General features: G+C 46.5%; 18 protein-coding genes and 1 tRNA gene. 18 read left to right on the top strand and 1 reads right to left on the bottom strand.

Annotation, left to right across the window (positions count from 1 at the left end):
- Positions 1-6: 6 nt before the first annotated feature.
- The 13 genes from moaA to K6T91_05800 all read left to right on the top strand — a co-directional run bounded on the left by moaA (position 7) and on the right by K6T91_05800 (position 11,443).
- Positions 7-978, top strand: a complete 972-nt coding sequence (moaA, locus tag K6T91_05740) for a GTP 3',8-cyclase MoaA (GenBank protein MCL6472299.1) — start codon at positions 7-9, stop codon at positions 976-978.
- Between the two features lie 34 nt (positions 979-1,012).
- A complete protein-coding gene (gene moaC, locus K6T91_05745; protein MCL6472300.1) occupies positions 1,013-1,489 on the top strand; it encodes a cyclic pyranopterin monophosphate synthase MoaC in 477 nt (158 codons plus the stop codon).
- Positions 1,490-1,567: 78 nt separating this feature from the next.
- The gene (locus tag K6T91_05750; GenBank protein ID MCL6472301.1) at positions 1,568-2,050 is read left to right on the top strand and encodes an MOSC domain-containing protein; all 483 of its coding nucleotides are present in this window, start codon (positions 1,568-1,570) and stop codon (positions 2,048-2,050) included.
- On the top strand, positions 2,047-2,562 hold the full coding sequence (gene mog, locus K6T91_05755; GenBank protein MCL6472302.1) for a molybdopterin adenylyltransferase: 516 nt from the start codon (positions 2,047-2,049) through the stop codon (positions 2,560-2,562). The genes K6T91_05750 and mog overlap by 4 nt, the downstream gene beginning before the upstream one ends.
- Positions 2,563-2,751: 189 nt before the next feature.
- Positions 2,752-4,851, top strand: a complete 2,100-nt coding sequence (locus tag K6T91_05760; GenBank protein MCL6472303.1) for a DNA topoisomerase I — start codon at positions 2,752-2,754, stop codon at positions 4,849-4,851.
- A 124-nt stretch (positions 4,852-4,975) separates the two neighbouring features.
- Positions 4,976-5,938, top strand: coding sequence for a malate dehydrogenase (gene mdh, locus K6T91_05765; GenBank protein ID MCL6472304.1), 963 nt, complete (start codon positions 4,976-4,978; stop codon positions 5,936-5,938).
- A 15-nt stretch (positions 5,939-5,953) separates the two neighbouring features.
- Complete coding sequence (locus K6T91_05770; GenBank protein ID MCL6472305.1) at positions 5,954-6,793, top strand: fumarate hydratase; 840 nt, start codon at positions 5,954-5,956, stop codon at positions 6,791-6,793.
- 166 nt (positions 6,794-6,959) lie between these two features.
- A complete protein-coding gene (locus K6T91_05775; protein ID MCL6472306.1) occupies positions 6,960-7,511 on the top strand; it encodes a FumA C-terminus/TtdB family hydratase beta subunit in 552 nt (183 codons plus the stop codon).
- A gap of 11 nt (positions 7,512-7,522) precedes the next feature.
- Complete coding sequence (locus K6T91_05780; GenBank protein ID MCL6472307.1) at positions 7,523-8,446, top strand: PIG-L family deacetylase; 924 nt, start codon at positions 7,523-7,525, stop codon at positions 8,444-8,446.
- Positions 8,443-9,084: a dTMP kinase gene (gene tmk / locus K6T91_05785; protein ID MCL6472308.1), complete on the top strand. Its 642-nt coding sequence runs from the start codon at positions 8,443-8,445 to the stop codon at positions 9,082-9,084. Before K6T91_05780 ends, tmk begins: the two co-directional genes overlap by 4 nt.
- Before the next feature lie 50 nt (positions 9,085-9,134).
- Positions 9,135-10,307 (top strand): DNA polymerase III subunit delta', encoded by a 1,173-nt coding sequence (holB, locus tag K6T91_05790; protein ID MCL6472309.1) that lies wholly within the window; start codon positions 9,135-9,137, stop codon positions 10,305-10,307.
- A 55-nt stretch (positions 10,308-10,362) separates the two neighbouring features.
- Complete coding sequence (locus K6T91_05795; protein ID MCL6472310.1) at positions 10,363-11,283, top strand: stage 0 sporulation family protein; 921 nt, start codon at positions 10,363-10,365, stop codon at positions 11,281-11,283.
- 87 nt (positions 11,284-11,370) lie between these two features.
- Positions 11,371-11,443 (top strand) — tRNA-Thr (locus tag K6T91_05800).
- A gap of 161 nt (positions 11,444-11,604) precedes the next feature.
- On the opposite strand, the gene K6T91_05805 is transcribed toward K6T91_05800, so the two are convergent.
- Positions 11,605-11,901, bottom strand: a complete 297-nt coding sequence (locus tag K6T91_05805; GenBank protein MCL6472311.1) for a hypothetical protein — start codon at positions 11,899-11,901, stop codon at positions 11,605-11,607.
- A gap of 493 nt (positions 11,902-12,394) precedes the next feature.
- Between K6T91_05805 and fdnG the strand changes: the two genes are divergently transcribed.
- The 5 genes from fdnG (at position 12,395) to K6T91_05830 (ending at position 20,450) form a co-directional block, all read left to right on the top strand.
- Positions 12,395-15,409: a formate dehydrogenase-N subunit alpha gene (gene fdnG / locus K6T91_05810; GenBank protein ID MCL6472312.1), complete on the top strand. Its 3,015-nt coding sequence runs from the start codon at positions 12,395-12,397 to the stop codon at positions 15,407-15,409.
- A 1-nt stretch (position 15,410) separates the two neighbouring features.
- Positions 15,411-16,205, top strand: coding sequence for a 4Fe-4S dicluster domain-containing protein (locus tag K6T91_05815; GenBank protein ID MCL6472313.1), 795 nt, complete (start codon positions 15,411-15,413; stop codon positions 16,203-16,205).
- A complete protein-coding gene (nrfD, locus tag K6T91_05820) occupies positions 16,205-17,062 on the top strand; it encodes a polysulfide reductase NrfD (protein MCL6472314.1) in 858 nt (285 codons plus the stop codon). The genes K6T91_05815 and nrfD overlap by 1 nt, the downstream gene beginning before the upstream one ends.
- A 30-nt stretch (positions 17,063-17,092) precedes the next feature.
- Positions 17,093-17,857 carry a formate dehydrogenase accessory protein FdhE gene (locus K6T91_05825; GenBank protein ID MCL6472315.1) on the top strand — a complete coding sequence of 255 codons (765 nt, stop codon included), beginning with the start codon at positions 17,093-17,095 and terminating at the stop codon, positions 17,855-17,857.
- A gap of 229 nt (positions 17,858-18,086) precedes the next feature.
- The gene (locus K6T91_05830) at positions 18,087-20,450 is read left to right on the top strand and encodes a PAS domain S-box protein (GenBank protein ID MCL6472316.1); all 2,364 of its coding nucleotides are present in this window, start codon (positions 18,087-18,089) and stop codon (positions 20,448-20,450) included.
- The last annotated feature ends 197 nt before the right edge of the window (positions 20,451-20,647 follow it).

The raw sequence follows: 20,647 nt of genomic DNA on the forward strand, positions 1-20,647 counted from the left end.
GCAAACATGGACGAGCTTATCGATAAGCATAACCGCAGGACAGATTACTTGCGAATATCCGTAACGGACCGGTGCAACCTGCGCTGCTATTACTGCATGCCAAAGGAAGGCATACATCAAAGACCACACTGTGATATCTTAAGCTATGAGGAGATCAAAAGATTTGCCGTAGCCGCTGTATCCGCCGGTATGTCAAAAATAAGGCTGACTGGAGGCGAGCCTCTTGTAAGGAAAGACGTGGTCAAGTTAGTCGAGATGCTTGCCGCCATCCCAAACCTAAAAGATATCTCACTTACGACAAACGGTGTGCTCTTGCCCCGGTTCGGTGCCGATTTAAAGCGGGCGGGTTTGCAAAGGGTAAATATAAGCCTCGACAGCCTGGACCCTAAGGTCTACCGCAAGGTTACTCGGGTCGGAAATATCGAAGATGCGCTTGCCGGGCTCAATAGCGCTCTTGAACTTGGGTTTGACCCGGTTAAGATAAACGTTGTTCTTATGCGCGGCATAAACGATGAACCCAAAGACTTTGTTAGGCTTATCTATGATTATCCGGTCCATGTCAGGTTTATTGAGCTTATGCCAGTCAGCATGCAAGATCCTGGGCTTTACGTCTCAATCGATGAGCTTAAGGTTAGGCTTGCGCGCTACGGTTTATTTGAAACGATTGGAGGGCCGATAGGGAGCGGCCCGGCTAACTACGTTACATTTCAGGGTGCGCTTGGCACTATCGGGTTTATCAGTCCGATCAGCAACCATTTCTGTGCAAGCTGCAATAGGCTTCGTCTCACACCAGATGGCAAACTTAGAACATGTCTCTTCTCGGATGAAGAATTTGACATAAAGCCCGTCCTTCGCGATAACTTTAGCAAGGAGGAAATTGCTTCGTTTATCCGAGGCGTTCTTGAAAGCAAGCCGGAGAAACACGATATCGCAGAGCGGATTAAGACGAACAGGCTTATGTACCAGATAGGGGGGTAAGATGGCAGATCGCTGGAGAATTGCAGAAGAAGAATTGAAAGCAATGACGCATTTTAACAAAGAGGGCCGGGCGCAGATGGTTGATGTAAGCAACAAATCTATCACGGCAAGAACGGCGGTGGCGCGAGGTGTGGTTAAGATGAGACCTGAGACGCTTAAGCTAATAAAAGATGGTGCGATCAAAAAAGGCGATGTGCTGGCTGTCGCGCAGGTTGCCGGCATTATGGGCGCAAAAAAAACGCCCGATCTTATCCCGATGTGTCACCCCTTACAGATAACTGGCGTTGATATCAACTTCTCACCGCTCTCTGATACCGAGCTAGGCATAATGGCGATAGCAAAGACTATGGATAGAACAGGCGTTGAGATGGAGGCTCTAACTGCTGTCTCCATCGCCGCCCTTACTGTTTATGATATGTGCAAATCGGTCGATAGGACAATGGAGATTGGCGATATAGAGCTAGTTGAAAAAACGGGCGGAAAGAGTGGGGATTGGAGAAGAGATTTTTAGATGGAATCTAATTAAGGCAGGGCTAAAGTCCTGCGCTACACTTATTTGATTCGGGCTAAATCCTGCACTACAAGCTAGATGCTAGCAGCTGTATTGAGGTGGCATAAATTGAGAGATGGTAAAGCAAAAATCGTATCGGTAAATATAAATCCCAAAAAGGGTGTGAGAAAAATGCCGGTTGCGCACGCCAAGGTCGTTGCCGATTATGGGCTTGATGGTGATGCGCATGCTAAGAATTGGCACAGACAAGTTAGCCTTCTTGCGAAGGAGAGCATAGATAAGATGGTCGCTATGGGTCTGGATGTCGGTCCCGGCGATTTTGCAGAGAATCTTACAACACAAGGCGTTGACCTTCTTACGCTTCCGATTGGGACAAGGGTTAAGATAGGCTCAGACATTGTTTTAGAAGTAACGCAGATAGGAAAAGAATGCCACACTAAATGTGCAATTTACCGGCAGGCTGGGGATTGCGTGATGCCAAAAGAAGGCATCTTTGCCAGGGTAGTCCGGGGCGGGCAGGTAAGTGTGGGCGATGATTTAATTATCGAGGGTGAAAAATGAAACTGCAAGGTGTAAAAGTTGCTGTACTGACTATTAGTGATAAAGGCTCGCGTGGAGAGCGTGAGGATACAAGCGGCCCGGCAATCAGGGAAATCGTCGAGGCGGAGGGAGCCAGTGTGGTTTCCTACGAGGTCATACCTGATGAGCAGTATGAGATCGAGGAGCGAATGGTGCACCTCGCCGATTTTGAAGATGTCGATTTGATTTTAACTACCGGCGGAACAGGTTTTTCCTCCAGGGATGTAACACCTGAAGCGACCTTAGCAGTTATCGAGCGGCTTGCTCCGGGGTTTGCTGAGGCTATCCGGCATGAGAGCCTCAAAATAACACCCCATGCGATGCTCTCAAGAGCGGTTAGCGGTATAAGGGGCCAGACCATCATAATAAACCTTCCCGGAAGCCAAAAAGCAGTGCGCGAATCGCTTTCTGTTATTATGCCTGCGCTGCCACATGGTATCCAAATTCTTAAGGGCCAAACTGGTGAGTGTGCCACAAATAAGCATGTCAAGTAAGCTATTGGGTGTTAAACCTTGAAATTTTAGCCAATTTACGCTAAAAATCCTGCTAGAAACCTCCGATACAGGATTTACTAAGTTATTGCGCAAAACATACCGAAACAATATAATGTTCAGGCAGGTTTGGAAACTTAAACCTGACCAATAAATAGAGTCAGACAAACTAGGCTTTAAAGGTTGATGTTGATGAAGTTAATTGTGACGGAAAAAAATATCGCGGCTGAGAGAATTTCAAAGATACTGGCAAACGGAAAGGTCAAAACGGAGAAGAGCTATACAATCCCGGTTTATAAGTTTGCGGAAAACGGCTCAGAGACGGCAGTAATTGGACTTAAAGGTCATATCCTTAAGGTTGATTTTCCTGAGGAGTACAGCAATTGGCAGAAGGTATCCCCTGAGTCGCTTATCAACGCAGAGATTATCAAGGTTCCAACGCAGAAGCAGATTATAAAAGCTCTGCAGAAGCTGGCTAAAGGCGCCGACAAAGTTGTAATTGCAACCGACTTTGACCGGGAAGGTGAGCTTATTGGCTGCGATGCGGTCAACTTAATAAAAGAAGTAAACCCGGAGGTAGATGTAAAACGAGCACGGTTCTCGGCTATTACCAAACCGGAAATCGAGCGCGCATTTACCCATACCGAGAATCTATATATAGACCTTGCACACGCTGGTGAGGCCCGCCAGGATATTGACTTGATCTGGGGGGCGACTCTTACCCGGTTTATTTCGCTTGCCTCAAAAAGGCTCGGGTTCCAATTCCTATCGGTTGGTCGTGTCCAGAGCCCGACGCTTGCGCTTATTGTGCAGAGGGAAAAAGAGCGTGAGGCCTTTGTTGTTGAGCCTTACTGGCAAATAAAGGCGACCTTTGAGCATGGTAAGCAGAAGATTATCGCAAGTCACAAAACCGAGAAGTTCTTTGATAGAAAAGAAGCAGATAAAGTTATCGAGAATATAAAAGGGGCTGCTAGCGGAAAGGTTGTTTCCGTGACTAAATCGCAAAGAGAGATCGCGCCGCCGGCTCCATTTAATACAACCGCATTCTTAAGTGCTGCGGCAAACCTTGGAATATCTACAGCAAATGCGATGCGGATTGCCGAGTCCCTTTATATGAAGGGCTACATAAGCTATCCCAGGGTGGATAACACCGTGTATCCGCCATCGCTTAACTTGCGTGAAATACTTGAGATACTTATGTCAAGCCCAGAGCTTGGCATGCTTGCAACCGAGCTATTGAAGCAAAAAGACTTAAAACCCACGCGTGGCAAGAAGTTTGCAACGGACCATCCGCCGATTCACCCGACCGGTGTGCCAAAAAAAGACGAGCTTGAGCCGGTCGAATGGAAAGTCTACGAGCTGGTTGTGCGGAGGTTCTACGCAACACTTGCTCCCGTTTCTATATCTGAGAGCATGCGCATAGATATCGATACCAATGGCGAACCATTCTTTGCAAGGGGAAGCCGGGTTGTTAGTGAAGGCTGGCTTAAATACTACCACTACAACCGAAAGAAAGATGAGGAGCTCCCGGCAGTAACTGAGGGGGATACGCTTGCCCTTGTCGAAACAAACATCGAGGATAAAGAAACGCAGCCTCCCGCAAGGTATAGCCAGGGTAAGCTCATCCAGAAGATGGAGGAGCTCGGTCTTGGCACCAAAGCGACAAGGCACGAGATTATAAAAAGCCTCTACGACAGGGGATATATCCACGGCGACCCTATCCAGCCGACCGAAACCGGTATGGCAGTTGCCACATCGCTGCTTAAGTATGCCGAGCGTATAGCGACACCTGAGATGACGGCGGAGCTGGAGAAGGATATGGATGCTATTGCAGAGGGTGTGACAAGTCACAGTGCTGTTGTTGGACGGTCAAGGCAGATGTTGGCCGACATCATGCAGGCGCTAAATGAGAAGAAGGAAGAGCTTGGCGAGGAGATAAGAGCGGGAATCCGCACAGATAAAATTGTTGGTAAATGCTTGAAGTGCGGCTCGGATTTGAAGATTATCAGGGCTAAGAAGAGCCGTAAGAGATTCGTGGGCTGCACCAACTATCCGGAATGCAACACGTCCTATCCTCTGCCTCAATACGGTGAGATAATCGCGCTTGGCGAGACATGCGACGCTTGCGGAAGCCCTAAGGTAAAGGTCCTTGCCGGCAAGGGAAGACCCTGGATACTTTGCATCAACCCCCAGTGCCCGACCAAGGAGAAAAAAGATGCCCCTGCAGCTAAAGAAGTAGAAGCTGACAGACAGATGACCAGGGAGGAAAAAGTGGCGGCGGTGGCAGACTAACCCGGTGTTTGTATTCCTCTCCCCTAAGGAAGAGGCGAGGTGAGGGGATGGAGTACCTTACCACTTGCTTTCGCTGGTTGTAAACTGAATCCTGAACACTGAACAAAACCGGAGGTCTTTATTCATGCCAAAAATATCGATCATAGGAGCAGGAAACGTCGGCGCCACATGCGCATATACTCTTCTTAAGAACAACGTTGCTGACATCGCTTTGATAGACATCGTCGAGGGACTTGCAAAGGGCAAATCACTTGATATGATGCAGGCGGGAGCAATTGAGGGTTATTACAGGGAGATCATCGGTGGTACTGAATACAGCCTGGCCGAAGGCTCAGATATCGTTATAATCACCGCTGGTCTTGCAAGGCAGCCAGGCATGAGCAGGAGCGACCTTCTAGGCAAGAATGCCGAAATTTTAAGATCTGTTCTTACAAACGTCATGCAGGTCGCCCCAAATGCTATCATTCTGGTCGTTACCAATCCCGCTGATGCCATGACTCAGCTTGCGCATATAGTTACTGGCTATGACCCAAGTCGAGTTCTGGGCATGAGCGGTGTGCTTGATTCCGCTCGTTTCAAATATTTTATCTCGCGGGAACTCGAAGCCCCGATGGCAAATATCGAAGGAATGGTGATCGGTGCGCATGGCGATTCAATGGTTCCGGTTGTAAGCCAGGCAAGGGTAGAGGGGACCCCCTTAGCCGACCTCTTGAGTCGGGAAAAGATAGATGAGATTATTAATAAAACTAAGTTCGGCGGGGCCGAGATAGTATCTTACTTGAAAACCGGAAGTGCGTTTTACGCTCCGGGTGCAGCAGCCGCCTACATGGCTACTGCTATAGTAGATGACACCGGCGAGGTCATGCCCTGCTCAGTTATGGCGCAGGGCCAGTATGGAGTAAAAGGAATATACATCGGGCTACCTGTAAGGCTTGGCCAAGGCGGCGTTGAAGAAATCATTGAGATACCGCTTTTAGACAACGAGATAAAGGCGTTCAATGATTCGGTTGCCGCGGCAAAAAGCCTTCTTGCCGAGCTATCTGAGCTTATCGTGGACCCAACCGATGCTGATAAATATTCTTTATAATTTGGGGGGTTTATCTTGCGAGAGGTCTTCGCTTCGGAGATCACACAAGTTATAAAAGACCTTTGTCTAAGGGCAAATACCGTACTTCGCCCAGATGTGCTTGAGGCTATAAAGACTAGCCTTGGTATTGAGGTATCGCCAACCGGCAAAGAAGTTATCGAGCAAATAGTCAAAAACGCCGGTCTTGCCAAAAGCGAGCAGCTCCCGATTTGTCAAGATACCGGCTATGTCGGTATTTTTATCGAGCTTGGACAGGATGTATTGATTAAAGGGGATTTAACCGCAGCGGTAAACGAGGGCGTAAGGGAGGCCTATAACGAAGGATATCTGAGAAAATCAATCGTTGCCAAGCCGGTTTACGAGCGAAAAAACACTGGGGATAACATACCGGCGTTTATTAACGCAGATATAGTAGCGGGTGACAAGATAAAGATAATCGTTATGCCAAAAGGCGGCGGCACTGAGAATGCATCGCAGCTTCGCATGCTTGCGGTATCTGGCGGAGTCGATGCAGTTAAAGATTTTGTTCTGCAGGCGGCAGAGGGAGCCGCAAAGTCATGTCCACCTGTAATCATCGGCATTGGTATAGGCGGCAGTTTTGACAAAGTCGGGCTTCTTGCAAAAAAGGCTCTGCTTAGACCGCTAGCCGATAAGAATGCAGACCCTGATCTTGCAGCGCTTGAAGAAGAGATTCTTGTAGAGGTAAACAAACTTGGCATTGGCCCAGCTGGCCTTGGCGGAAGGGTTACCGCCCTTGGGGTGAAAATCGAAACGATGCCGACCCACATCGCCTGCCTTCCAGTTGCTGTGGCATTCAACTGCCATGCTGCCCGCCAAGCAGAAGCAATTATTTAGGTCTCGGTTACCGAAACTTAAATAATTGCTTTGTCTGGATGTCTTGATGTACCAAAGTGCCAATGCTTTTATTTTAGTGCTGCAGTTCGCCAGTTGGAACATCGGCACTTCCAGGCCAGAAAGCAGCCCTTAAGGGCTGCGCTATTATAGATGGTAGATGAAAATTATGCATTATAGTATCCGCACACCGCTGGACGACAACACAGTATCAAAACTTAGAGCTGGCGATACGGTTGATATATCCGGCATAATCTATACTGCTCGCGATCAGGCGCATGCGATACTGGTCAGACTAATTGAGAGGGGTTTGCCGCTCCCGTTTGGCCTCAGAGGACAGGTAATATTTTATGCTGGCCCCACACCGAATCCACCTGGCAGGCCAATCGGCTCAATTGGTCCCACGACCAGCGCGCGCATGGATATTTATACACCGATTCTTCTTGAGTACGGACTCAAAGGCATGATTGGAAAAGGTCCGCGCTCAGCTGAGGTTAAAGCCGCCCTTGCCAAACACAATGCAGTCTATTTTGCCACGACTGGTGGGGTTGCCGCATTCCTCTCATCTTTTGTTAAAAAAGCAGAGCTAGTGGCTTATCCGGAACTCGGTCCCGAGGCGATATACAGGCTGGAGGTTGAGCACTTTCCAGCAATTGTTGCCATTGATGCCTGGGGCGGCGACCTATACGAGAAAAATAGAGAGCTCTACAGGGAAGCATAGGTGTCAATTCTATGTTGGTGAAGTTGGCAAAAGTATTTGGAGTGTTATTCTTAATTTTAGTTCTCATGCTTGGGATTCTCTATATTCTTGCACCTTATCTCATCAAAAGCAGGATGGCGCGAAGTGAGGTAAAGGCAGAGCCGGGCAAATATGAGGGTCTTAACGCTCTTCCTGAAAATGGCAAGGTTCTCTTTGTGACCGCACACCCTGACGATCTTGAATTTATGGCCGGCGGTACGATTCCTAAGCTGCTTGAGCGGGGAAACGACGTTTATCTTGCAATTCTTACAAATGGTGGAAAACAAAGCTACATGCCTGCTTTTTACTCCAAGCGTATCATCAAGACAAGACACGATGAGCAGCTTATCATCGCAAGGGCCGAAGGTTTAAAACATGTATTTTTCTTCAATTACGCTGATGGAAGTTTGAGGTATTCGGATGAAGCGCTTAAGAAGGTAGAAAAAATAGCAAAGCAGGTCGATGTCGATTGTATCTTTACGTTTGCACCAGGAAGTCCGGATGCCTGGAGTGGTCTGCGCCGGGCGGTCTCAAGAAACAACAAAGTGTATGGCGGTGATGGCCAGGCAGTACAGGCCGGTTTGGAAATGGATGGAGACCATTCTGCGGCAGGTCAAATTGGCACTGAAGTTGCAAAGAGAAATAGCTCTATCAAGTCACTCTATTATTTCAGGGCCGCAAACCCAAATCTAATCGTCGACACGAGCGACACATTTGACAAAAAAATCGACCTTCTCTTTATGTTTACTGAGTTTAAGTATAAAAAGCGCATGATGCGCGCCATGCATGAGGCCTGGGATGGAATGACTGGAAAGCGAATCGGCGTAAAATATGCCGAAGCATTCCGAAAGGTAAACCCAAGAGAGGCTAAACCTGAAGTCAAAGGGACCGGAGCTGCTAGGGAGATAACCAGATGAAAAAAGGGCTCTTTATCACATTTGAGGGAATCGAGGGTAGCGGCAAAAGCACCCAGATAGTTCTCCTAGCAGATTACCTCAAAGCGAAAGGCTATAATGTAGTCACAACACGCGAGCCAGGCGGAACGCTGATCGGTGCAGCCATTAGAAAAATCCTTCTTGATCCTGAATTAACTTTGATGGATTACCACACTGAGGTTTTGCTTTATGCTGCTGATCGGGCTCAGCATGTTGCGGAGGTAATAAAACCCGCTTTAGACAAGGGAGAAATAGTGATTAGCGACCGGTATCTTGACTCATCGATAGCTTATCAACACTACGGCCGGGCCCTTCCCCTGGATTTTATATTAGATATCAACAAACGCGCCACCCAGGGTCTCAAACCTGACCTGACGATACTTCTGGCTGTTCCCGTATCGCTAGGTCTTAAGAGGGCAACCAAACTAGAAGCCGACCGCATTGAACAAGAATCAATCGAGTTCCACAACCGCGTCGAAGCGGGCTTCCTGCAGCTGGCCAAGCATGACCCAGGCCGCTGGCATATAATTGATGGTAGTATGAGTGTTCATGAGGTGCATGAAGAAGTTGTCCGGGTAGTAGAGGCAGTAATTAAAGCGCAGGGCTTTAGCCCTGTCTAGCAGCCTAAAGGAGCTTACTTCGGGCAGGGTCAAAGGAGCTGTAGTTTGGCATGAGTTCTGGTGATAGCATGAGTAAAAACACTCTCTGGACAGATATTATCGGCCAGAAAGGTGCAGTAGACAAAATACTGGGCTCACTCGATTCCGGTGAGGCTGTTCATGCCTGGCTCTTTACGGGGCCGCGAGGCGTCGGCAAGTGGACCACCGCTAAAATAATGGCGGCTGCTTTAAACTGTGAAGACAACGGATGTGGTACGTGTCTATCCTGCAGCAAAGTATTGCGTGAGATACACCCCGATATTTTTCTTGTTGAGCCTGAAGGCAATTTTATACTCATCGAACAGATAAGACGACTTCTGCAATCCATTTCGCTTAAAAACTATGAGGGCAAGACCAAAGTTATTATTATCGACGAGGCAGATAAGTTAACTACTGAGGCGGCCAATACCTTACTAAAGACCTTAGAAGAACCTCCGCAAAATCTGGTCTTTATTCTCATCTCATCCAACATAGATGCACTTCTTCCGACCATAATATCTCGCTGCCGGCTGGTGCAGTTCAGGCCACTTCCTGTTAGTGAGATGATATCTTTTCTAGTTGAGCGGTATAACTTAAGCTATGAAGAAGCGGCTCTTGCAACCAGATTAAGCGGCAGTATTTTGGGAAATGCGATATCGTTTGCAATCTCCCCTGTAAAGAAGGAGCGGCGCAAGAAGGTCTTGCGGATAGTCCAGGACATCGACCGGTTTGACCTTGCTGGACTTACCTTTGTTGCCGAGGAGCTTCTAGGCGAAGTTAAAAGGCCGCTTAATGAGTTGAAGGAAAAGCATAAAAAAGAAATCTCGGAGCTCAAATCCCAGTTTAACTTAGGCAATATACCACCGCAGATCAAGAAACGAATCGAACAGCGCCAGAAGAGAGAACTTAGCTATGAGGAACACCAAGGATTTGAGGAAATCCTGGGCATCATGGTATCGTGGTTTCGCGACATTATCTTACTTAAAGAGACGGGCAGAGAAGACCTGTTGCTAAATAAGGATTATATCCTGGCGGTAAAGGAGACCGTCGAGCTTCTGACCAGCCAGGATATATATAGGTGTCTGCAAATAATAGAAGAAACTAAGCAATATTTGCGATTTAATGTTAATATGCAATTAGCATTCGAAACAATGTTATTTAAGATACATGATGTAATTAAAGTGCAAAATTCCCACTTTATCTAAATGTCCCTTCTTTAGAGGGGCCAGGGTGGGTGAAAAACCGGAGGTTTTCTTATAAATGCCGATAGTTGTTGGAGTTGTGTTTAAAAAGGCCGGTAAAGTTTATTACTTTGACCCAGATGGGATAGATCTAAAAAGTGGCGACAAAGTTATAGTCAAAACAGCTCGGGGGTTGGAATTTGGCGAGATAGTTGCCTCACCAATGGAAGTCCCGGAGGAGGAGGTTACAGCACCGCTGAAAAAGGTGCTACGGATAGCCTCCGATGAAGACAAAAATCAGCTTTTGCAAAACAAAGATAAGGAGAAAGAAGCCTACAAGATCTGCGAAGAGAAAATAGTAAAACACGGGCTTCCAATGAAATTAATCGATGTTGAGTATGTTTTCGATAGAAGTAAGGTAATATTTTACTTTACCGCAGATGGGCGCGTCGATTTTAGAGAACTGGTAAAAGACCTTGCCTCAGTATTTAGGACAAGAATCGAGCTTCGCCAAATTGGTGTTCGTGACGAAGCGAAGATGGTCGGTGGCCTTGGTCCCTGCGGTCAGAGACTTTGCTGCACCGTATTTCTGGGCGATTTTGAGCCAGTATCCATTCGTATGGCTAAGGAGCAGGACCTGCCGCTTAACCCACTTAAGATATCGGGTATCTGCGGAAGACTAATGTGCTGCTTAAAATATGAATATGAGGTTTATCAGGATTTTAAGAAGCGTGCTCCCAAAAGAGGCACTAAGGTTACGACCGAATTTGGAATTGCAAGAATCGTTGAGTTCAACGTCCCGAAAGAAACTGTTATCTGTGAGCTTGAATCAGGCCAGCGCATCGAGATGCCGCTTGTCCAGGCTCTTAGCTGTAACTGCCAGGCGCCATGTGAGCCGGAAGAGTGCTGTGGCAACGGTCATGGTCCGAAAAACGGCACCAAACCGGAGATAGAAGAGATCGACGAGGATGCCGACTTCTTACCAGATATAGATGAATAGTTATTTTGTACAGCAAGCCCTTTAAGCTTTGCAGCCCTTCACAAAACGCCAGAATTTTGGTATTAATATAAGGTCATTATATAGATTGCCACTGTAGCTCAGCAGGCAGAGCAGCTCACTCGTAATGAGCAGGTCAGCGGTTCGAATCCGCTCAGTGGCTCACAACTATAAAAGAGCGGTCTAGACCGCTCTTTTATAGTTGCGAGCAAATGGGCGCCATCTGCCACCCAGAGATTTTTACCCCAGATTTAATTCAGCAACCAAGATAAAAAGAACCCCTTGCCGAGGCCCTTTTTATCTTCCTATTAATAGCAGACCACACTAGTTTTTTGCCTCAAATTGCCAGTAACCTAGCCTCAGTCTTCTTGAGCCGTTATACTCGGTGATGCTTATGGTTGAATCAGCTGAGATTTCCAACGGCATCAGGTGCTCGATGATTTTTAGTAAATCTTTCTGGCTGGGTAACTCTACCTTTTTTGCCTGGTAGTCGAACTTACAGTTCTCAATACCAAGCCCAGAGAGCATTTTCTCAACGCTTAGTACGCTCCAGGGGTTAGCCTTTCTTACACTCAAGCCTACTCCGCGTAAGACCCTTTCAAAAATAGCTTCCCTTGCCATCTTAAATCTCACCCCCGTAATGTCTTTAGAGTAAATTGCTTTTTCCGTAATTCTATTATCGTTAGTAAACTTTAAATAGTTAATAAAAACCTGGTAGGTGTACTAATTTAGCGGTAAATGGGTTTATATAAAAGGTGAATGGTATATAAAAACGTCTGTACCGTACACCTTACCGTTTATCTTTGGGTTAGCGATTCAGGGCATTAAAAACTTTTTGAGTAGCTTACCCGTATATAAGCATGCTAAAAAGAGAGGTAAAAGTCGGTACCAGCTAAACCGTGTGAAATGCAAGCGATATATCACCCAAAAGAATGAGAAAAAATTCACATAACTTACGCTAATATTGTTAATATATCCTGTCGAATGGGTATAAACACTTACTGGGGAACTAAGCGTTAATCTCATCACGCCAAAAAGGGATGAGATATGGGGCAAAATCAATATTTGATTTTGTAAACAGTGGGAGGAAAGTCTTTAAGAAAAGGGGTACAGAGTGAATGCTAAGCTTACGAGAAGGGACTTCCTAAAAACAACGGGCGTAGTTTCAGCTGCTCTTCTTCTTGATCTGGGTTTTGATCTTACAGATGTTGAGGCAGCTACAGAAGAGCTAAAGATCAAGTACGCAAAAGAAACACCTACGATTTGTCCCTACTGCGGTGCCGGCTGCGGAATTGTTGTTCATACGCAGAATGGCAAAGTTATCAATACGCAGGGAGACGCCAACAACCCAATCAACCAAGGCTCGCTATGCAGCAAGGGGTCCTCTCTTTTCCAAGTGGCTATCAATAAGCGGCGAATGACAAAGCCGCTTTACCGCGCTTCGGGCAGCGACAGATGGGAAGAGAAAGACTGGGAATGGGTTCTTGATCGAATTGCCCAGAATGTAAAGAAGACAAGAGATGCGAGCTTTATCGCCCAGGAGAATGGGATCACAGTAAACCGTACTGATTCCATTGCTTCTATAGGTGGTGCAGCGCTCGACAACGAGGAATGTTATCTTCTCACAAAACTGATGCGTGGACTCGGTGTTACGTTTCTTGAACACCAGGCTCGCATATGACATTCGGCCACGGTGGCCGGTCTTGGCCCCTCGTTTGGCCGTGGTGCAATGACAAATCACTGGATTGATCTAAAAAATACCGACTGTGCTTTAATAATTGGCAGCAATGCTGCAGAAAACCATCCGATGTCATTTAAGTGGCTGACGAAGGCAAGGGAGGAACGTGGTGCAAAAATAATCAGCGTCGACCCGCGTTTTACCAGAACGGCATCTAAGTCTGATTACTATGTATCAATTCGCCCTGGTACCGATATCGCTTTTATTGGTGGATTGATCAATTATATCCTGGAGAACAATCTTTACTGGAAAGACTATGTCGTTAACTATACAAATGCAGCCCTTATTGTAAATGATGGTTATACTTTTAACGACGGGCTCTTTAGTGGTTATGACGCGACAAATAAGAAATATGCCGTAGATACCTGGACTACCAAAAACGATCCCGATGGCAAGCCGCTAAAAGACACAACGCTACAGCACTCACGAACCGTCTTCCAGCTACTTAAAAAGCATTACTCGCGCTATGATGTTGATACCGTCTCAAAAATAACCGGTGCGCCAAAGGATTCTTTTATTAAAGCAGCCAAAGCTTTTGCGGCAACTGGAAGGCCGGATAAATCGGGGACAGTACTCTATGCCATGGGTATTACCCAGCACACGGTTGGCTCCCAAAATGTCCGGGCACTCTCTATCCTGCAACTGCTTCTTGGAAATATAGGTTTGCCAGGTGGTGGAATAAACGCTCTTCGCGGCGAGTCTAATGTCCAGGGATCGACAGATATAGGCCTTCTAAGTCATCTGCTGACAGGATATCTTAACGCTCCTACCAATGAACCAGCTTATGCCAATCTAGCAGCCTATCTCGCAAAAGAGACTCCTAAAACCGGATACTGGTCGAACAAGCCCAAGTTCATGGTTAGCCTTCTCAAGGCATGGTGGGGAGATAATGCAACGGCAGCAAATGAGTTTGCTTACCAATATCTGCCAAAACGTGATGCTAAAACAAACTACACGCACATCGGCGTGTTTGAGGCACTATATGAGGGAAAAATCAAAGGCATGTTTTCTTTTGGTATGAATCCGGTAGTTGGTGGCCCAAATGCTAACAAGGAAGCTAAAGCTTTAGAGAAGCTTGACTGGCTAGTTGTAGCTGACCTCTGGGAGACGGAGACTGCTGTGTTCTGGAAGCGTCCTGGTGCAGACCCAAGTAAAATCAACACGGAAGTATTCTTTCTGCCGGCAGCCTCTTCGATTGAGAAAGAGGGAACGATTTCAAACAGCGGTCGTTGGATACAGTATCGTTGGAAAGCAATCGATCCTATTGGTGAATCAAAAAGCGACCTGTGGATGATCGACCAGATTGCGAAGCGCGTTAAGAGGCTTTATGCAAACAGCAATAAGCCTCAGGATGAGCCTATCAAATATCTTACTTGGGGCTATGGTGTAAAAGAAGAGCCCGACGTCGAGAAAGTAGCCCTTGAGATGGGTGGCTATGAGGTTGCAACTAAAAAACCGATGGTGACATTTGGCGATCTGAAAGAAGACGGCTCCACCGCTTGTGGTGTCTGGATTTGGGGCGGAATCATGAAGGAAGGCAAGTATCTTGCCAAGCGGCGTGACACCAAAGACGAAAGCGGAATCGGGAGCTATCTTAACTGGTCTTTTGCCTGGCCAGTAAACCGCAGGATTCTCTACAACCGTACTACCGCAGATTTAAACGGAGTACCCTGGAGTGAGGATAAGAAAGTTATCTGGTGGGATCCGGCGGCAATCGACGCAAAGACAGGAAAGCCCGGAAAATGGGTTGGCAAAGACGTGCCTGATTTTAATGCGACACTTGCGCCAACTGATCCATCTGGAGGTGGTATAAAGCCATTCATCATGCAAGCAAATGGTCTCGGCGCCCTCTTTACCGATAAAATGAAAGAAGGGCCTTTCCCAGAGCACTATGAGCCGGCAGAGAGTCCGACTAAAAATCTTCTTAACAAGGTACAGCTAAATCCGGCGGTTAAAATTCCGGCCACCGCTATGAATAGCGTTGGCGATACAAAAAAGTATCCTTTTGTTGCTACAACATATCGGCTCTCTGAACATTGGCAGGCAGGTGCTATGACCAGAAATCTACCATGGCTTGCCGAGCTGATGCCGGCTATGTTTGTGGAGTTAAGCCCGAGTCTTGCTAAAGCCAAGGGCATTAGTAATGGGGATAAGGTAAAAGTCAGTTCAGCCCGTGGTGAGATACAGGCATATGCTCTTGTAACTGAGCGCGTGCAATCCCTAAAAGTTAATGGCGGAGAAGTAGAGGTAATTGGGATTCCCTGGCATTTTGGCTTTCAGGGTATTGCCATCGGCGACAGTGCTAACAGTTTGACTGCACATATAGGCGATGCCAATACCAGCATTCCTGAGTACAAGGCGTTTCTTGTTAACATAGAGAGGGTGAGCTAAAGTGGCCGACCAAGCAATTCTATATGATGCGTCTAAGTGCACTGGTTGTCGCGGATGCCAGGTTGCCTGTAAGCAATGGAATGGCCTTCCCGCAGATAAAACAGAGTTTTGGGGTACTTATGAAAATCCCCGGACTCTAACCGGTAATACCTGGACCAAAATAAACTTCAGGGAAAAGCGTGAGAGCGGTCAGGTAAAGTTTCTCTTTGCTAAAGTACAGTGCATGCATTGTGCTAATCCAAGCTGCGAGGCAGTTTGCGCTGCTGGCGCTGTGAAGAAGAGTATTTCTACAGGATTAGTTCAAATCGACCAGAACCGCTGTATCGGGTGTAAAAACTGTGTGGCTGCCTGCCCATTTGGTGCGGCTAACTTTTCGGAAGAAACCGGAACTTCAAGAAAATGCCGTGGGTGTCCGGAAAGGGTTGCAGCTGCTATGGAGCCGGCATGCGTCAGCACTTGCGTAACTGGGGCCTTGAGTTTTGGAGTGCGTTCCGAAATAATCAGCCAAGCTAAGGCAAGGCAAAGGGAACTTCAAGCTCAAGGTAAAAAGGCAGTAGTTTATGGAGAACACGAAGTAGGTGGCTTGCGCACGATATATGTCTTAGAGGATGAGCCGGAGGCTTACGGACTTCCAGGTAATCCACAGATTGCAACCGCAACTGTTGCTGCCACATGGGCTGGTGTTGGTGTGGCGGCTGGCCTTCTAGCCCTCATACCTTTTAAGAGCTTTTTTGAGGCGCGTGAGAGAGGCTTGAAAGAGGCGCATGCAAGAAGCATGAAAGGAGGGAAAGGTTAATGTATCAAGTAAACTGGTCATTAATCATCGCCCTGTACCTGTTTCTGGCTGGCGTCGCAGCCGCGGCTTTCTACAGCGGCGCATTAGCCGAAATCTATAGCGGTGGTAAGTACCGGCGTGTGGCCATGTGGGGCAATATTATTGCTTTGCCCCTGATTGTAGTCGGGCTTGCATTACTGGTAGTGGATTTAGGTAGACCCCTTTCATTCTGGAAGTTTATTTTAAACGAAAGCTTTCTGCCGATGTTCAACCCAAGCTCGGTAATGTCTTTGGGAACGTGGCTTCTGAGCGTCTTTTCCATTCTCCTTATTATTAACCTGGTGCTATTTTATGTGGACAAAGATTCCCTTCGTAGAGGTGTGTCTTATGTGACCATGATTTTCGGTGTGCTGGTTGCAGGCTATACTGGTGTTCTATTGACGTCTACTTCGGCTACTCTTTGGCATGCAACACCATTTTTGGGAATGCTTTTCTTGTTCTCGGCCACTTCAACTGGCGTTGCTGTCCTTATGCTTGCAGTGAGGTTCAGAAACGATGCCGATGAGGAGCTTCTTCATCTGTTGGGTAAGGCTGATGCAAAGGTTATAGTCCTTGAAATACTTGCCTTTGTAGCGCTACTTGTTGGTTTAGCTATTTGGGCACCAAGTGCGCTGTGGACTATAGCTATTGGTAGCTACGCAGTTGCTTTCTGGCTAGGGATTGTAGTGGTTGGTCTTATAGCCCCTCTTGCTATTGAGTATAGCGCTGTAAGGAGTGGCAGGGTTTCGGCAAATTCAGCCTATCTCTCAGCTACGTTGGTTTTGGTTGGGGGATTCTTGATGAGGTATGTTATCCTGCTTGCCGGTCAGTCAGGATAATAAGTAAAAGCAAAAGGGATGCGGTCTATTATGTTGCAATGTCCAATCGAGCTTATAAGGCTTACTAGCGAGGTCGGCGAACTGCAAAAAGACTATACTGGGGTGGCTGATCTTAAGCCACCCCAGGAAAGTTTGTATAAGGTCCATTTACAGGAAGGAGTGCCCTGGCTTAAGCTCTATTCCATTGATTTACCTAAAAGTGAGCTTTTAGCTTATTATGTCGAGTTAAAATCACTGCTTGCCAAGTACCCTCCTTTTAGCTTTCTTGGTGAGTTAGGCTTTGAGCAAATTTTGCCGTTCGCTTGCCGCTGCCTTAAAGGAGAGCTGAGTTCTATTAGAGAAGCTGCAGCTAAAATAGGGGCCAGCCCAGCCTCGCTTCAGTTTTTCTTGCAGGAGCTGTTGCGTCCATCCTTTAAAAGCTGGGCTGCATTTTTCCGCGATTACCTTAGCCAGGATGATTGGCGGCTTAGCATTTGCCCGGTTTGTGGGCATCTTCCGATTGGGGGAAGGCATGAAAAGAAAGAGGGTCACCGCTACTTGCTATGCTCCCATTGTGAAACAGAATGGCGATTCAATAGGGTAACCTGCATCTCTTGCTACAATGACGACCATAAGACTCTGGGATATTTTACGGTGGAAGATGTGGGTAACTGGAGGGTAAGTTTTTGTCGGCAATGCAATTCTTATATCAAGGAAGTAATTGGCGATGAGCCAGCTAACATAATTGATTTTGAGCTGGCAATGCAGCTGGATATACTGGCTAAGAAAGAGGGTTTCGAACCGGTGAAAATGTAAATTTATAGTTGCTCGTCTCCCGTAAGCAATAGGTGGGGCAAGGCCACATGGCCTTGCCCCACCTATTATTAGTACTGCAGCTACCGAAGCTACAGTAAGTCAATTCATTGTTCGCAATTTCCTTGGTACTGCATAAGTAGTGTTTAATTAGTTTGGGTAATAAACTGCAAAAGGCATGTATGGTGGCAATAGCAAGAGTTATAGTTGTAGCGGTAGTAAGGAAATTGATATGAAGGGAACATCGTGGAAGAAGCAGCTTGAGCGTGTAATTGATACTATCGCTGACGGAATTATTATCACCGATCAGGATGGTTATATTCTATATGCAAACTCCGCAAGCAAGAACATATTTGGTGTTAAGCAAGATGAACTAATTGGTCGCAAGTATGATGATCCAACATTAGGGACCGCAATGTTAGATGGAAAACCGCTTTCGGGAGAAGATAATCCTTTTATGAGGGCCAAGAGCGCAACAAAGCCGGTTTACAATCTGGAACATGCCTACTACCGTCCTGATGGGTCTCAGATTATTGTATCGGTCAATGCATCACCGTTTTGCGATGGAGAAAAAAAGGTTGTGGGTGTGATTTTATCGATAAGAGATATCACCGATAGAAAAAAAATAGAGTATGAACTACAGGAGAAAACTAAAACCCTTAAAACCCTAATTGACGCCTCACCACTAGCTGTTATTGCCCTTGATCTGAACTGGAACGTTACTATCTGGAACTCAGCTGCCGAACACATATTTGGATGGAGAGAAAGCGAAGTGCTTGGCAAACCGCAACCCTACATACCTAAAGATAAGATACCTGAGGCCCGCATGATTCGGAAGCGCATATTAAAGGGAGAATCCATTACGGGCCTTGAAGTTCAACGGTTTAGGCGGGATGGCACACCTATATATATCAGCATATGGGCAGCTCCAATGTACGGCCCAAAAAACCGTATTATCGGTGGGATATCCTTGGTTGCTGACATCACCAGGCAAAAACGCGAAGAAGAGGAGCGCATGCAGTTGACTAGGCGCATGCAGCTCCTATTAAACTCAACCGATGAAGGAATTTACGCGATTGATACAGGAGGAAAAGTTACCTTATTTAATCGCTCTGCGTCAAAGATGACAGGTTATAAAGTAAAGGAGGCATTAGGCAAGCAATCCCATACTTTGATTCACTACAGCCGGGTTGATGGAGCGCCATACCCAGAAAACAAGTGCCCCATTATGCGCGCCCTTGCAACTGGAAAGGGTGTCCGGGTTGATAACGAAGTTTTCTGGCGAAAAGACGGCACATCTTTTCCGGTTGAGTATTCTGCTTATCCTATAATCGAAATGGGAAGTGTTCATGGGGTTGTTGTGGTGTTTATGGATATCACCGACCGGAAGCTGGAGGAAAGGCTTGATATCGCTCTAAATGAGGTGAACGCTGCCATAAACTCTACACTTAGCTTCAGCGAGATAATGAGAAGGGTTGTTGAGCAGGCTACCAGGGCTATAGGTTCTGAAACGGCGCTGATAGTACTGCATGAAAATGGTTCCTGGGTGCTAAGATATCTTTACGGCTTACCAGAAGACCATTTGGGCATACGGTTTACAGATAAAGATATCCCCTATATAAGGTTGGCTGTTAAAAGCACTAAACCGCTGGCCGTCAATGATGTTTATCGAGATAGCAGGATCAGCCAAGAGGTTTTAAGAAGATTTATTCTTCGTTCTATTTTAATAGTGCCGTTGATAATGAGGGGAAACGTAATTGGCATGCTTTCTTTCAATTACCACTCACATCTTCACAAATTTACAGATCACGAGGTTGACTTTGCGGTCAAACTCGGGGCATCTATTTCACTGGCGCTGGAAAATGCCAGGCTTTACGAGACAGAAAAGGATGTTTCAAATACACTACAATCTGCCGTTCTTACAGTTCCTGAAAAGGTAGAGGGGGTCAAATACGGGCATCTTTACCGAAGTGCGACAGAGTCCACCAAGGTTGGCGGGGACTTCTACGATATTTTTGAAGTTGAACATGGGAAGGTCGGCATTATAATCGGGGATGTTTCAGGCAAAGGAATTAAGGCAGCAACGCTAACATCTCTAGTCAAAAACACAATTAAAGCATATGCATATGAGGATACTTCTTCGGCATCCATCATAAGGAAAACAAACGAGGTGGTTACTAGGGCAACCACCTCGGCCATGTTTGTAACCGTCTTCTTTGGATTGTTAGATATAAAGACCGGTGAATTGTCTTACTGCTCAGCCGGTCACCCCCCGGGTTTATTGAAAAGAAAAGCAGGAGCCATAGACCGCTTAGACACTTTTTCCCCTGCGATAGGGGCATTCCCGGGGTTAAATTTTATCGAGGACAGGGTCACCTTAAAAAAAGGCGATGTGCTTGTTCTTTATACCGATGGGGTTACCGAAGCAAGGTGCAACAGAGGGTTTTTTGGTGAAGAGAAACTCATCGAGGTAGTCGGAGCTCTCAGGCAAAAAAACATCAAGGAAATACCGGAGATAATCTTCTCTAAGATAATGGAGTGCACTGGGGGTAAACTTACCGATGATATAGCCCTTATCGCAGTTTCGCTCTCATAAGCATATTCACCATTGCTCATTCCTCAACAGCCATGTGAACTAAATAATAATACTAAGGGGCTAATAAACACTATAAATTGGTATAGGATTCACCAATACCAGGGGTATATTATGGTTTGTAACATGACGATTACATATTAAAAGCGATATGTCGAAATATTAACTATATTTTGAATAACTTTACGTGTTTAAAGACG

The sequence above is a fragment of the Bacillota bacterium genome, assembly GCA_023511485.1.
Classification (GTDB): Bacteria; Actinomycetota; Aquicultoria; order Aquicultorales; family Aquicultoraceae; genus CADDYS01.